The organism is Corynebacterium riegelii (assembly GCF_016728505.1).
GTDB classification, from domain to species: Bacteria; Actinomycetota; Actinomycetes; order Mycobacteriales; family Mycobacteriaceae; genus Corynebacterium; species Corynebacterium riegelii.
On sequence record NZ_CP068159.1, the window covers coordinates 1,408,305 to 1,421,055 of the forward strand.

Sequence of the window (12,751 nt, forward strand, 5' to 3'; positions counted from 1 at the left end):
ATTGCTTTATTGCCTTTCGTAGCGTTGGAACTTGTAGCGCAGGCCGGACGAAGAGGTTTGCCACTCGCCGTCAGAGACACAGGCAAACTCGGGCCCAATACGTGGCGCGAAGACGGGGGTGGCAAGGGTGGGGGCCAACGTAGCGTCGATAAGCGTGAGCTCAATGACGTCAACCTCATCCAACGTGGCCTCATAGAGTTGGCCGCCGCCGATGATCCAGGCATCCGTCTCCAGATCCGGCAGGTCCGTGGACACGTAGGCGCCGTCGGACCATTCGCCCGGCTCGCGCGAGGAGAGCACGTGGTTTGCACGCCCCGGCAACGGCTTGACGGGCAGAGACTCCCAGGTACGACGGCCCATAATGATCGGCTGGCCCATCGTGGTCTCTTTAAAATGCTTCAGATCCTCCGGCAGGTGCCACGGCATGTCCTCGCCGTTGCCAATCACACCATCAAGGCTTTGCGCCCAAATCGCGCCCAAAGTTGCCATCAGACGGACACCACGGCCTTGATTGTCGGGTGCGGGTCATAGCCCTCAACCTCAATGTCATCGAAGTCATAGTCAAAGATGGACGCCGCCTTGCGCAGTTTCAGCTGCGGGTACGGGCGTGCGTCGCGAGAAAGCTGCTCACGGACCTGCTCTAGATGGTCGTTGTAAATGTGGCAGTCACCGCCAGTCCAAATCAACTCACCAACCTCAAGGTCAGCCTGCTGCGCAAACATGTGGGTAAGCAGGGCATAAGAGGCGATGTTGAAGGGCACACCCAGGAACATGTCCGCAGAGCGCTGGTAGACCTGCATGCTCAGCTTGCCGTCCGCCACATAGAGCTGGAACAACAAGTGACACGGCATGAGTGCCATTTTGTCCAACTCAGCCACGTTCCAGGCAGAGACCAAAATACGGCGCGAATCCGGGTTCTGCCTCAGCTGGTCAACCACCTGCTGGATCTGGTCAATGTGCTGGCCATCCGGGGTGGGCCAGGAGCGCCACTGCACGCCGTAGACCGGGCCAAGCTCACCATCAGCATCAGCCCACTCGTTCCAAATGCGCACACCATGCTCCTGGAGCCAACGCACATTCGAATCACCGCGCAGGAACCACAACAACTCACCAACCACGGCCTTGAAGTAGACCTTCTTGGTAGTCAGCAGCGGGAACGACTCAGCCAAGTTGTAGCGAATCTGGCGGCCAAACACGCTGCGCGTACCCGTTCCAGTGCGGTCGCCCTTCGCGGTGCCGTTATCTAAGACGTCTTGCAGCAAGTCCTCATACGGGGTGGGGACAGTCACTAGTTGCTAACTCCTTCGTAGCTGCCGTGCTGGTCAAAGAACGTAGCGCACGCCGCAAGAATGTCGTCAGCGAGCTCTGGGCGGCAGATCAGTAGATCAGGAATGTAGGTGTCCGCGTTGTTGTAACGCAACTCGCTACCGTCCAAACGCGAGCAGTGCAGGCCAGCTGCAAGCGATACACCCACCGGTGCGGCCTGGTCCCACTCGTATTGGCCGCCGGCGTGTACGTAGGCGTCATAGTCGCCCAACAGCACGTGCATAGCCTTGGCGCCCGCGGAGCCGACATGCGCGGTTTCAAAACCGATCTGCTGGGCCACATACTCCGCAACAGCAGGCGGACGGTTCCTGCTTACCGCAACCTTGCCAGCAAACGGGCCGGAGACGTGTCGCACGTCAGAAGACTTAAACACCACGCCTAGATCCGGAAGACCAACAGCTGCATGGGTTGGCACACCGTCTTCCACCAGGGCAACGTGTACCGCCCAATCCTGGCGGCCGGTGGCAAACTCCTTCGTGCCGTCCAACGGGTCCACGATCCACACACGGTTATTGTTCAGGCGCGACGGGTCATCGGCGGCTTCCTCGGACAAGAATGCGTCACCCGGGCGGTGCTGTTCCAGCACGCGGGCGATCCAGTTCTGCGCAAGGTCATCACCAGCCTCACCCAACTCGCGGCCGCGCAGCAGGCCAACGCCGCGGATACCTTTAAGGATCTCGCCGGTGCCTTGCGCAATCAGATTGGTCAACCTGGAATCGGAGTACTGGGCGCTCATAGCCTCTAACCATACCGCTTCCGCGTAACATGGTCCGAGTGTCCGACAACGTTCTCGATCGCTTCCACCCCCAGGTGGCAACGTGGTTCGAGGAGGTCTTCGCCGAACCCACCCGTGTACAGGATTTAGCGTGGCGTTCCATCTCCGCGGGGGAGAACTCCCTTGTGGTTGCGCCAACCGGTTCGGGCAAGACCTTGGCGGCGTTTTTGTGGTCGCTTAACGCCCTGGTGGAGCGCTCAGGCCAGACGGCGCTGCCGATTGATGGTGCGCACACTTCCACGCACGGGGGCACGCGCGTGCTCTACATTTCGCCGCTGAAAGCGCTTGGTGTGGATGTGGAAAACAACCTGCGCGCACCCCTTGCCGGCATTGCGCGGGTGGCGCAGCGTATGGGCAAACAAATGCCGGATATTTCCGTCGGCGTGCGCTCCGGTGACACCCCGCAGGCGGAGCGCAACCGGCAGCTGCGCAAACCCCCAGACATCCTGATCACCACGCCAGAGTCGCTGTATCTCATGCTCACGTCGAAGGCGGCGAGCATTTTGAAGACAGTAGATACGGTGATTGTGGACGAAATCCACGCCCTTGCCGGCACGAAGCGCGGCGTGCATCTGACGCTGTCGTTGGAACGCCTTGAGCGTCTGGCGGGGAGTTTTCAGCGTATTGGGTTGTCTGCAACGGTGCGTCCATTAGCAACTGTGGCTAACTTCCTGGGCCCGCGCACCACGATTATCAACCCGCCTGCGGAAAAGAAGTGGGAGCTTGCCGTGCGGGTTCCGGTGGATGACATGAGTGATCTGCCGGTGCCGGAGGATGCTTCCACCATCGGCGATGCGGTGCTTGATGATGGGCTCTTGCTTGACGACGCTACCCCCGCCGAAACCTTCAGCGCCACCCCTCAAAGCATCTGGCCGCACATTGAGCGTGCGGTCTATGAAGAGGTGATGGCGCACCGGTCCACCATTGTGTTTGTGAACTCGCGCCGCACCGCGGAGCGGCTGACCAGCCAGATCAATGAGCTCTGGGCGAAAGAGCACGACCCGGAGGCGTTAAGCGTGGCTACGCGTCGCCCACCGGCGCAGCTGATGAAGTCTGTGGACACCGCGGGCCACGCCGCACCCGTTATCGCGCGCGCCCACCACGGCAGTGTGTCCAAGGAAGAGCGCCTGCAAACCGAAACCATGCTCAAAGAAGGCACGCTCAAGGCGGTGATTTCCACCTCCTCGCTGGAGTTGGGCATTGACATGGGTGCGGTTGACCTGGTCATCCAGGTGGAATCGCCGCCCTCGGTGGCCTCCGGCTTGCAGCGCGTGGGGCGCGCCGGGCACTCGGTAGGCGCAGTCTCTGAGGGCATTTTCTACCCCAAGCACCGCTCAGACCTGGTACAGACGGCGGTGACGGTGCCGCGCATGCGCCAAGGGCTGATCGAGGAGCTTTCGCCACCGCGAAGCCCCTTGGACGTGCTCGCCCAGCAGACGGTGGCGGCGGTTGCGGTGGAAGACCTCGATGTGGACGAGTGGTACGACACCGTACGCCGCGCCTGGCCGTATAAGGACCTCGCGCGAGACGTGTTTGACTCGGTGATCGACCTGGTCACCGGCGTCTACCCGTCGACCGACTTCGCTGAGCTGCGCCCCCGCGCCATCCTGGAGGACAACGTGCTCAAAGCCCGCCCCGGCGCGCAGCGGGTGGCGGTGACCAACGCGGGAACGATTCCGGACCGCGGCATGTTCGGGGTGTTCTTGCTCGCAGGCTCGCAAGAGGGAGATAAGGCTCCCCGCCGCGTCGGCGAGCTCGACGAGGAGATGGTCTACGAGTCCCGCGTGGGCGATGTCTTCACCCTCGGCGCCTCCTCGTGGCGCATCGAAAACATCACCCGCGACCAGGTGCAGGTCTCACCCGCGCCAGGACACACCGGGCGCCTGCCGTTCTGGACAGGCGACGGGCTGGGTAGGCCGTATGAGTTGGGGAAGGCGCTGGGGGAGTTTCGTCGAGAAGCAAAAAATGCTCTGGACGAAAGCTTGGACACCCGCGCACGCAACAACCTGCTGCAGTACCTCGACGAGCAGGAGGAAGCCACCGGCATCCTGCCGGACGAAAAGACGCTTGTGCTGGAGCGCTTCACCGATGAGCTGGGGGACTGGCGGGTCGTGCTGCACACCCCGTTTGGCAAAGGGGTCAACGCGGCGTGGGCGCTGGCCACCGGCTGGCGGGTAGCGCAGGAGACCGGCATGGACGCCCAGGCGGTGGCCGGCGACGATGGCATCGTATTGCGCCTGCCGCAAGGAGAGAAGGAGCCCGACGGGGCGATCTTCCAATTCGACGCTGACGAGATCGCGGACATTGTCACCGAACAGGTGGGCAACTCCGCACTGTTCGCCTCGCGCTTCCGCGAGTGCGCCGCCCGGGCCCTGCTGTTGCCACGGCGCAACCCCGGCAAGCGCGCGCCGTTGTGGCAGCAGCGCCAGCGCGCCGAGCAGCTTCTAGACGTCGCGCGGAACTACCCGAGCTTTCCCATCATCTTGGAAACCGTGCGCGAGTGCCTCCAGGACGTCTACGACCTGCCCGCCTTGCAGGAGGTGATGCGCGACATCAATACGCGCCGGGTGCGCATCGCCGAGGTGACTACGGACCAGCCGAGCCCGTTCGCCTCCTCGCTGCTGTTCAACTACACCGGCGCATTCATGTACGAGGGCGACACCCCGCTGGCGGAGAAGCGGGCCGCGGCGCTGTCGCTGGACCCAACGCTTTTGGCAAAACTGCTGGGCACGGTAGAGCTGCGCGAGCTGCTCGACGCCGACATCATCGCGGAGGTAGACGCCAGCTTGCGCCGCGTGGGCCGCGCCGAGACTTCCGAGCAGTTCGCCGACACCCTGCGCATCGTGGGGCCCGTGCCTATCGATGAGCTTGCCACCTACACCACAGTTCCCCTGACCTCCCTGGAGCAGACCCTTGGCGCACGCATGATGCGGGTGCGCATCGGCGGGCGCGAGCACGTCGCCCAGGTGCTGGATGCGCCGCTGCTTCGCGACGGCTTAGGCGTGCCCGTCCCACCCGGCGTTCCCGCCCAAGTGCAAACGATTCCGGATGCGTTGGCGCAGCTGGTCGGGCGCTGGGTGCGCACCCGAGGGCCGTTTGTCTTGCGGGACCTTGCGGACGCGTTCGGGCTTGCGGTGGGCGCGGCGCATGAGCCGCTGTCGCGCCTTATAGAAAAGGACAAGGTGATCCCGGGGCGCTACCGGCAGGGCGTCGAGGAAGAGGAGTACGTCGCCGCCGAGGTCTTACGCATCATCCGCTCGCGCTCCCTGGCGGCGGCGCGCGCCCAGACCCGGCCAGTGTCGCAGTCTGCGTATGGGCGCTTCCTGCCTTCGTGGTCGAATGTGGCTCCGGTGGGGGTCACGCCTGCGCTGCGGGGTGCCGACGGTGTCTACTCGGTCATCGAGCAGCTCGCTGGGGTGCGCCTGCCCGCAAGCGCCTGGGAGTCGCACATCTTACCGTCGCGTGTGGGCGACTATTCGCCGACGATGCTCGACGAGCTCACTGCCAACGGCGAGGTTGCCATCGTCGGCGCGGGCAAGGCAGGGGCGCGTGACCCGTGGATCATGCTGCTGCCCACCGACTACGCAGCCCAACTCATGCCGCAAGTTGAGGAACCCCTGCTGTCGTTGACCCAATCCCAGGTGATGGAGAAGGTGCGCCGCGGCGGCGGGTTCCTGTTCGGGGACCTGCTTGGCGACGCTGGAGCCAAGCAGACCACGACTGAGGAGCTGCGCGAAGCCATGTGGGACCTGGTGGAGGCCGGGTTCCTCGCGCCGGATTCGTTTGCCCCGATCCGGGCGCGTTTGGCCGGCGGGAAGACGGCGCACCGGGCGCGGAGGCGGCCACAACGAAGCAGGATTCGCTCAGGCCGCACCTCGTTCGCATCGACGGTCCCGCCCGACATGGTGGGCCGCTGGTCGCTCACACCTGCGCCTGATAGCGACCCCACGCGCCGCTCGGTCGCGTTGGGGGAGAGCCTGCTTGACCGCTACGGGGTTGTCACCCGCGGCTCCGTGGTGGCCGAGGACATCCTGGGTGGGTTCGCGCTGGCGTATAAAACTCTTGCCGCCTTCGAGGAATCCGGCAAAGCGATGCGCGGTTACCTCGTGGAGGGCCTCGGCGCGTCGCAATTCTCAACGCCAGCAACGATTGACCGGCTACGCGGCCAGCAGGATTCCGACGACGTGGTCGGCTGGCCGTCAGGCGCCCGCGACCCGCTGGTGCACGTGCTGGCCGCCACCGACCCGGCGAACCCGTACGGGGCGGCGCTGCCGTGGCCCGCGCAAGGCCCGACTCGCTCGGCTGGTGCGATGGTGGTGCTGATCGATGGGTTGTTGGCCGCACACGTCACCCGCGGTGGGAAAACAATGACCACGTTTTTCGACACCTTCCCTGACGGCATCGAAGACCCGATGCCACTGGTGGTCGACGCTCTTGCCAGCGTTGTGCAGGCAGGGCGTATGCAACCCATCAGCGTGGAGAAACTCAATGGTGAGTCTGCCTTCTCGTTGAAAGACTACGGCGCGACGGTGACGCATAAGGGCGTGAGGATCGGTGCGAAGGTTTCGGCACCGCCGAAGCGTCGCGGACGTAGCGTGGCTGAGGCGTTGGAGGAGCTTGGACCACCCGACGGGCTGAGCTTTGATGACTGACAAGCCTGTGGTTGTAGACTCCGGGCATGCCTGAAGGGGATTCGGTCTATCAGCTTTCCAAGCGCCTGCAGTGGATGACAGGTCGCGAGGTGCTCAAAACATCGATCCGGGTGCCGCGCTACGCCACCGTCGACTTCACCGGCATGACGTGTGTGCGCGTCTGGCCCTACGGCAAGCACCTGTTCATGCAGTTCGCCGCACCCGGCCACCAGCCCCAAATCCTGCACACCCACCTGAAAATGGAGGGCACCTGGGCGATGCACCGCGCCGGCACCCGCTGGAAGAAGCCAGCCCATGCCGCGCGAGTGGTGCTCCTGCTTGACGACGCCCAACGGCCACCCATCGAACTCGTAGGCTTCTGGCTGGGCGTCGTGCGGGTGTTTCCCGCCCGCGAGTTTGAGCAGGAGATGGGATACCTTGGCCCCGATGTGTTGGCGCCAGACTTCGACGCCGCCGAAGCAGTGCGCCGCATCACGGCGACCCCACAGCTGGAGATCGGCCGCGCGCTTTTAGATCAGCGCAACCTTGCCGGGATAGGCAACGAGTACCGCGCGGAGATCAACTTTCTCGCGGGGACGCACCCGGCGGAAAGGGTGGGTGACGTGGACGTCGATAAGCATGTGCACCTTGCGCGGCGCCTGATGTGGGCCAACAAGGACGAACCGGTGAGGGTGACCACCGGCATCAAGCGAGCGGGCGAGACGAGCTACGTGTTCGGGCGCTACGGCAAGCCGTGCAGGCGCTGCGGCACGATAATCCAGAAAGGGTTTTTGGGTGGGGAAGGGGACTTGGAGCGGGTTATTTGGTGGTGCCCGAAGTGCCAGCCGGCACCCTGATATAGTCCCAGTAGAGGGGGGAATAATGGACTTTCAGTTTTTAGACGACAAACGGCCTTGGGGAAAGCGCAAACTCGATGAACTTGGGGAGTATTTTGCTGGCAATGCCAGCGTTCCGATCGAGGCCCCAGAGATGATCTTCTGGCATGACCAGCTAGCCAGACAGACAGCTGACGCGTGTGCGGATTTTGCACGGATGATCTTTGGACGGGAAGGACAAAGTCCGGATATTGTTAGTGCGTATCGGGTGAAATCGCAGTCAACAATCGGCGACAAAATTAGAAGATCCCACATGGACCAATCTGCGAAGGTACAGCTTGGCCGAATGTGGGATTTTGCTGGAGCTCGGATAACCGTAAATGTGCTTCACGATGATCTACGCTTCCTCTCCTTCGAGCTTCAACAAATACTGAAATCAAAGGGGCACCGTGTCATCGAGCGTGACTACATCGCCCGGCCACAGCCCGGAGGCTACCGGGCGATCCACTTAGTGATTCACTCTGCGGCAGGCATTGTTGAACTTCAGATACGAACCTTGCTTCAGTCGGAATGGGCCAATACCTTTGAACAACTAGCGGATAAAACGGGCCGCCGAATCCGATATGAAGCCAATTACCGGCCGAAAGATGAGCAACTCGCGAAGATTTTTGATGCACTTGTATCAAATGCGCGGGAGATAAACAACATTGAGCGCCAGCGTGCCGCAAGTATCAGAGACGGCTTGATTTCAATGAGACAGCTAGCAAAAATTCCGCTGGGTGTTCCGCTGAATCCACGGTTGCACCTCATTCGGTCCGAAGCATTTCAGGCATTGTCGCATTCGGAGACGGTCACCAGCGAGCAGGCTTCGAGTATTCTAAACCTTATTCAATTTCTGCGAGCTCTATCGCAAAGTCTCAGTGCCTACGAGGGAGAAGGGTGAGGGGGAAAGGTGAAACACTTTCTGATAGTTTTCAACCGGAAAACTGGTGAACGAAGGATTGAAGAGTACACGGACGCTCGTGAAGCGATCCTGCGGAGGCTCGAGGAAGAGCAAGCTAACCACAATCCTGACGTTGAGATTGTAGTTATTGGCTCCTCTGGATTAGAGCACTTGAAGGTTACCCACTCGCGGTATTTCAGAGTTGAGGAACTGCCTGATTTTGCTACGTACTGGGCTCAGGAGGAAAAGATTTCCTGAGGCAGCTGCACACTCTCAACACCGGGGTACTCAAACTACAGGCCAAAAATCAGTCGGAGCCCTCGGTTTGGCCCGCCGGGAGACTCTTCACGAAATCTGCGATGGGAGCTTCCCCATCCCTCGGTGGGAAAGGAATCTCTTCAGTAGCATGCTCGCGCGTCGCTTCGTATAGTGCGAGAGCAATGTTGTGCGGTTTGCGGGGAGCTTTCATGCGGTACTCCTTTACACCTGACGTTCTTTCACCGCGCGGCGGATGAAGTACGCCAAGAAGCCCAGGATGATCAGGATGAGCACCACGTAGATCACCTTGGAGTAGGTATCCGCCCAGACGGTGGCTTGCTCCCAGTTCTCCCCAAGCTTGAGCCCCAGGTAGATCAGGATGGCGTTCCAAATGCCGGAGCCCAGCGTAGTCCACAGGCCGAACATGACAAGGTTCATGCGGTCCAGGCCAGCCGGGATGGAGATCAGCGAGCGGATGCCGGGGATGAGGCGGCCGAAGAAGATCGACGGCTTGCCGTGCTTGTGAAAGAACTCCATGGACTTATCCACGTCAGAGACACGCACCAGCCACATCCAGTCCGCGATCTTGCGCAGGCGCTCAAGACCAAGCCACGCACCGACGCCGTACAAAATGTAGGCGCCGATCACCGAGCCCAGCACCGACCAGATAAACACGTTGATTAGGTTCAGCGAACCCTGGGCCACGGTGAAGCCGGCAAGCGGCAGCACCACTTCGGAAGGAATTGGCGGAAACAGGTTCTCCAACAAGATGGCGATACCAACGCCGGGGGCGCCGAGGACTTCCATAAGGCCAACGATCCAGTCGATGATGCTCTGCATTTGGCCTATCTTGCCCTACAAAATATCCAATGACCAAGTGTAAACCGGCGCGCCGCTTTCCTGATTCTTCAGGTAGTGCCGCATCAGCTCCTTGAGCGCCTTCTTTCGCACTGGTGATTCCGGTGTGGTGGCAGGCGCAAGTTTATTCAGCGCGTTAAGTTGCCACATTGCCCCGTTTTGTCGGGTGCGTACGCGGCCCTCAATAATGCCGAGGTACTCCTCACGGCACGCCTTGCCTACGTGTAAGGCACGCAGGCCCTCGTCCGCGATTGGGAGCAGATGGTTTTCCACCAGCTCCGTAACAGGGATGGTGCCAAGCGTTGGCCAGTGCAGGTTGGCAGTTAAACCGTGACGGGCGCCCTGGATGAAGTTCTCGCGTGCGTTCTCAAAGCTCAAGCGAGACCAGACAGGTCGGGTTTGCTCCGCCAGGGTTTTCACACAACCGTAGTAAAACGCGGCGTCTGCAACCGTGTCCTTCAGCGTCGGACCTGCTGGTAGGATGCGGTTTTCAATACGGATGTGGCTTAAAGGTCCGTTCGGATCATAAATCGGACGGTTCCAGCGCCAGATAGTGCCGTTTTGCAGGTTCAGGTAGTGCAGCCCCGGGCTATCCCCAAGCATCTCCGGCTTGCCGGCCTCTGCGCGGCCTTCCGGAAGCAGGGGAGAGAAGTAACTCACGTTTTCTTCAAACAGGTCGAATACGCTGGTGATCCAGCTTTCACCAAACCACACGCGCGGGCGCACACCCTGGTTGATCAGCTCCTTGGTGCGCGTATCCACGGACTGCTTGAACACCGGGATGCGCGACTCGTGCCACAAGCGGTGACCGAGAAACAGCGGGGAGTTTGCAGACAGCGCAACCTGCGCACCCGCAATTGCCTGCGAGGCGTTCCAGGCGCTTGCGAACATGTTGGGGTTGACTTGCAGGTGCAGCTGCACGGAGGTACACGCGGATTCAGGCGCGATGCCATCAAAATCGTGCGAGTAGTGCTCCTCGCGCCACAAGTCCACGTTGACCAGCTCGCCGCGCGACTCCATCACGGAATTCTCCAGGCCCGCGTAGCGGTTCTCCGGGGTCATCCAATTCGGCCCCTCTAAAAACTGCGTGCTCAGCGTCGGCAGCGTACCAACCATCACCACCTGCGAGCCTGCGGCGTTGGCAGCGGTAACCACCTCGCTGAAACGCTGCTTGAGCCCCTGTTCCAGCTCCGCGAGTCCATCGCCTGCAATGGGCAGCGGCGGGTGATTGAGCTCCACGTTGAACTGGCCGATTTCAGACTGGTACTCCTTACTCAAACCCGCCAGCACCGCCTGGTTGTTGGGGTCAGGCTGCATCTGAGCGTCCACAAGATTCAGCTCCAGCTCAAGGCCGATCGTGCCCTGATCTGTAAACTCCGCCTCCTGTAAGTGACGGTCAAACGCTTCGAGCTCTTCCTCCAGCTTTTGGCGATACACCGTGCGCTGCCTCGGCGTATATGAGTCCGCTGAGACCTGCTCGCCCATTAGCGGTGCTCCCGGTACCAGGTGATCAGGGCGTCAGTGGAGCCGTCGCCACTAGCCGGTGCTTCCTTCCCCTGCACTGCGGCAGCCAAATCATTGGCCTGCTGCTTGCCCAGCTCCACGCCCCACTGGTCGAAGGAGTTGATGCCCCAGATTGCACCCTCCACAAACGTGATGTGCTCATACAACGCCACCAGCGCACCGAGCGCCTGCGGGGTCAGCTCCTCGGCCAGGATGGTGGTAGTCGGACGGTTGCCCGGCATCACCTTGTGCGGAGCCAGTTGCTTATCGACGCCCTCCGCAACCACCTCATCCAACGTCTTACCAAAGGCGAGCACCTTGGTCTGTGCGAAGAAATTGCCCATAAGCAGGTCATGCATGGAGCCGGTGCCGTCCGCAGTAGGGAAGTCCTCCTTTGGACGTGCAAAGCCGATGAAATCCGCCGGCACAAGCGACGTGCCCTGGTGGATGAGCTGGAAAAACGCGTGCTGGCCGTTCGTGCCCGGCTCACCGAAGAAGACCTCACCCGTGTCATAGGTAACCAGCGTGCCGTCCTTGGTTACGGACTTACCGTTGGACTCCATAGTCAACTGCTGCAGGTATGCCGGGAAGCGCGACAGATCCTCCGAGTACGGCAACACCGCATGGGTCTGCGCGCCGTAGAAGTTGCGGTACCAAACGTTGAGCAGGCCCATGAGCACGGGCACGTTGCGCTCAAACGGGGTGGTGCGGAAGTGCTGGTCCATGGCGTGGAAGCCCTCAAGCATGCGCATGAAGTCAATCGGGCCAATAACCGCCATCAGGCTCAAGCCAATCGCGGAATCCATGGAGTAGCGGCCGCCAACCCAATCCCAGAACCCGAACATGTTCTTGGTGTCAATGCCAAACTCCGCAACCTTCTTTGCGTTGGTGGACACCGCCACGAAGTGCTTTGCAATTGCAGACTCATCGCCGTCAAACTGCTCCAGCAGCCAACGCTTCGCCGCATGCGCGTTGGTGAGTGTCTCCTGCGTGGTAAACGTCTTCGACGCGATAATGAACAACGTCTCCTCCGCATTGCAGCGCTCCAGCACCGCGGCGATATCCGCAGGATCCACGTTGGACACAAACTCCGCGCTAATGCCTGCCGTTGCATATGCACGCAGCGCCTTGGTAGCCATCGCCGGGCCCAGGTCCGAGCCGCCGATACCAATGTTCACAATCTTCTTAATCGTGCGGCCCGTATACCCCAGCCACGCACCGGAGCGCAACGCGGAAGCAAAATCACGCATCTGGCCTAAGACCTCGTGTACATCGGCGGCGACATCCTGGCCGTCAACCTTCAGATCCTGGTCCGCAGGCATACGCAGCGCGGTGTGCAGCACTGCGCGGTTCTCAGTGGAGTTGAGGTGGGCGCCGGTAAACATAGCGTCGATAAGCAGGGGAAGCTCCGCATCGTGCGCCAAATTACGCAGCTGCTCTAGCACCTGCGCGTCAATCAAGTTCTTCGAAAGATCAACCCGCAGACCAGCAGCGTCAAACGTCAGCTCGTCAGCGCGATTCGGGTTCTCGGCGAACAGCTCGCGCAACGTGAGGTTGGACTTTTCAGCGTACAGGGACTCAAGGGCATTCCAGCTTGGGGTGGTGGTGATATCAGCCATAC

At 61.3% G+C, this 12,751-nt stretch carries 9 protein-coding genes; 3 read left to right on the forward strand and 6 right to left on the reverse strand.

Annotated elements, in window-relative coordinates; genetic code table 11:
• Positions 1-6: 6 nt before the first annotated feature.
• Genes I6I71_RS06545 through I6I71_RS06555 form a run of 3 tightly spaced genes read right to left on the reverse strand, consistent with a single transcriptional unit; the run spans position 7 to position 2,062 of the window.
• Positions 7-489 carry a dihydrofolate reductase gene (locus tag I6I71_RS06545; RefSeq protein WP_201819623.1) on the reverse strand — a complete coding sequence of 161 codons (483 nt, stop codon included), beginning with the start codon at positions 487-489 and terminating at the stop codon, positions 7-9.
• Complete coding sequence (locus I6I71_RS06550; RefSeq protein ID WP_201819625.1) at positions 489-1,289, reverse strand: thymidylate synthase; 801 nt, start codon at positions 1,287-1,289, stop codon at positions 489-491. Before I6I71_RS06550 ends, I6I71_RS06545 begins: the two co-directional genes overlap by 1 nt.
• On the reverse strand, positions 1,289-2,062 hold the full coding sequence (locus I6I71_RS06555) for a 3'(2'),5'-bisphosphate nucleotidase CysQ (protein ID WP_052205063.1): 774 nt from the start codon (positions 2,060-2,062) through the stop codon (positions 1,289-1,291). The genes I6I71_RS06550 and I6I71_RS06555 overlap by 1 nt, the downstream gene beginning before the upstream one ends.
• Before the next feature lie 38 nt (positions 2,063-2,100).
• Here I6I71_RS06555 and I6I71_RS06560 point away from each other — a divergent pair, with 38 nt between their 5' ends.
• Genes I6I71_RS06560 through I6I71_RS06570 form a run of 3 tightly spaced genes read left to right on the forward strand, consistent with a single transcriptional unit; the run spans position 2,101 to position 8,511 of the window.
• Complete coding sequence (locus I6I71_RS06560) at positions 2,101-6,753, forward strand: ATP-dependent helicase (RefSeq protein ID WP_201819627.1); 4,653 nt, start codon at positions 2,101-2,103, stop codon at positions 6,751-6,753.
• 26 nt (positions 6,754-6,779) lie between these two features.
• The gene (locus tag I6I71_RS06565; protein WP_201819630.1) at positions 6,780-7,589 is read left to right on the forward strand and encodes an Fpg/Nei family DNA glycosylase; all 810 of its coding nucleotides are present in this window, start codon (positions 6,780-6,782) and stop codon (positions 7,587-7,589) included.
• A gap of 25 nt (positions 7,590-7,614) precedes the next feature.
• Positions 7,615-8,511 (forward strand): RelA/SpoT domain-containing protein, encoded by an 897-nt coding sequence (locus I6I71_RS06570; RefSeq protein ID WP_052205056.1) that lies wholly within the window; start codon positions 7,615-7,617, stop codon positions 8,509-8,511.
• A gap of 480 nt (positions 8,512-8,991) precedes the next feature.
• Here I6I71_RS06570 and I6I71_RS06575 read toward each other — a convergent pair whose 3' ends face one another.
• From I6I71_RS06575 to pgi, 3 genes are read right to left on the reverse strand one after another with little or no spacing between them, the layout of a single operon-like run.
• A complete protein-coding gene (locus tag I6I71_RS06575; RefSeq protein WP_201819633.1) occupies positions 8,992-9,609 on the reverse strand; it encodes a DedA family protein in 618 nt (205 codons plus the stop codon).
• A 15-nt stretch (positions 9,610-9,624) separates the two neighbouring features.
• Positions 9,625-11,112 carry a glutamate-cysteine ligase family protein gene (locus I6I71_RS06580; protein ID WP_201819636.1) on the reverse strand — a complete coding sequence of 496 codons (1,488 nt, stop codon included), beginning with the start codon at positions 11,110-11,112 and terminating at the stop codon, positions 9,625-9,627.
• The gene (gene pgi, locus I6I71_RS06585) at positions 11,112-12,749 is read right to left on the reverse strand and encodes a glucose-6-phosphate isomerase (RefSeq protein ID WP_201819639.1); all 1,638 of its coding nucleotides are present in this window, start codon (positions 12,747-12,749) and stop codon (positions 11,112-11,114) included. Before pgi ends, I6I71_RS06580 begins: the two co-directional genes overlap by 1 nt.
• Between the last annotated feature and the right edge of the window lie 2 nt (positions 12,750-12,751).

Bases quoted from the DNA above. Each gene is read 5' to 3' on its own strand.
- I6I71_RS06545 (WP_201819623.1), bottom strand. From the start codon at position 489: ATGGCAACTTTGGGCGCGATTTGGGCGCAAAGCCTTGATGGTGTGATT.
- I6I71_RS06555 (WP_052205063.1), bottom strand. From the start codon at position 2,062: ATGAGCGCCCAGTACTCCGATTCCAGGTTGACCAATCTGATTGCGCAA.
- I6I71_RS06565 (WP_201819630.1), top strand. From the start codon at position 6,780: ATGCCTGAAGGGGATTCGGTCTATCAGCTTTCCAAGCGCCTGCAGTGG.
- I6I71_RS06570 (WP_052205056.1), top strand. From the start codon at position 7,615: ATGGACTTTCAGTTTTTAGACGACAAACGGCCTTGGGGAAAGCGCAAA.
- I6I71_RS06575 (WP_201819633.1), bottom strand. From the start codon at position 9,609: ATGCAGAGCATCATCGACTGGATCGTTGGCCTTATGGAAGTCCTCGGC.
- I6I71_RS06580 (WP_201819636.1), bottom strand. From the start codon at position 11,112: ATGGGCGAGCAGGTCTCAGCGGACTCATATACGCCGAGGCAGCGCACG.
- pgi (WP_201819639.1), bottom strand. From the start codon at position 12,749: ATGGCTGATATCACCACCACCCCAAGCTGGAATGCCCTTGAGTCCCTG.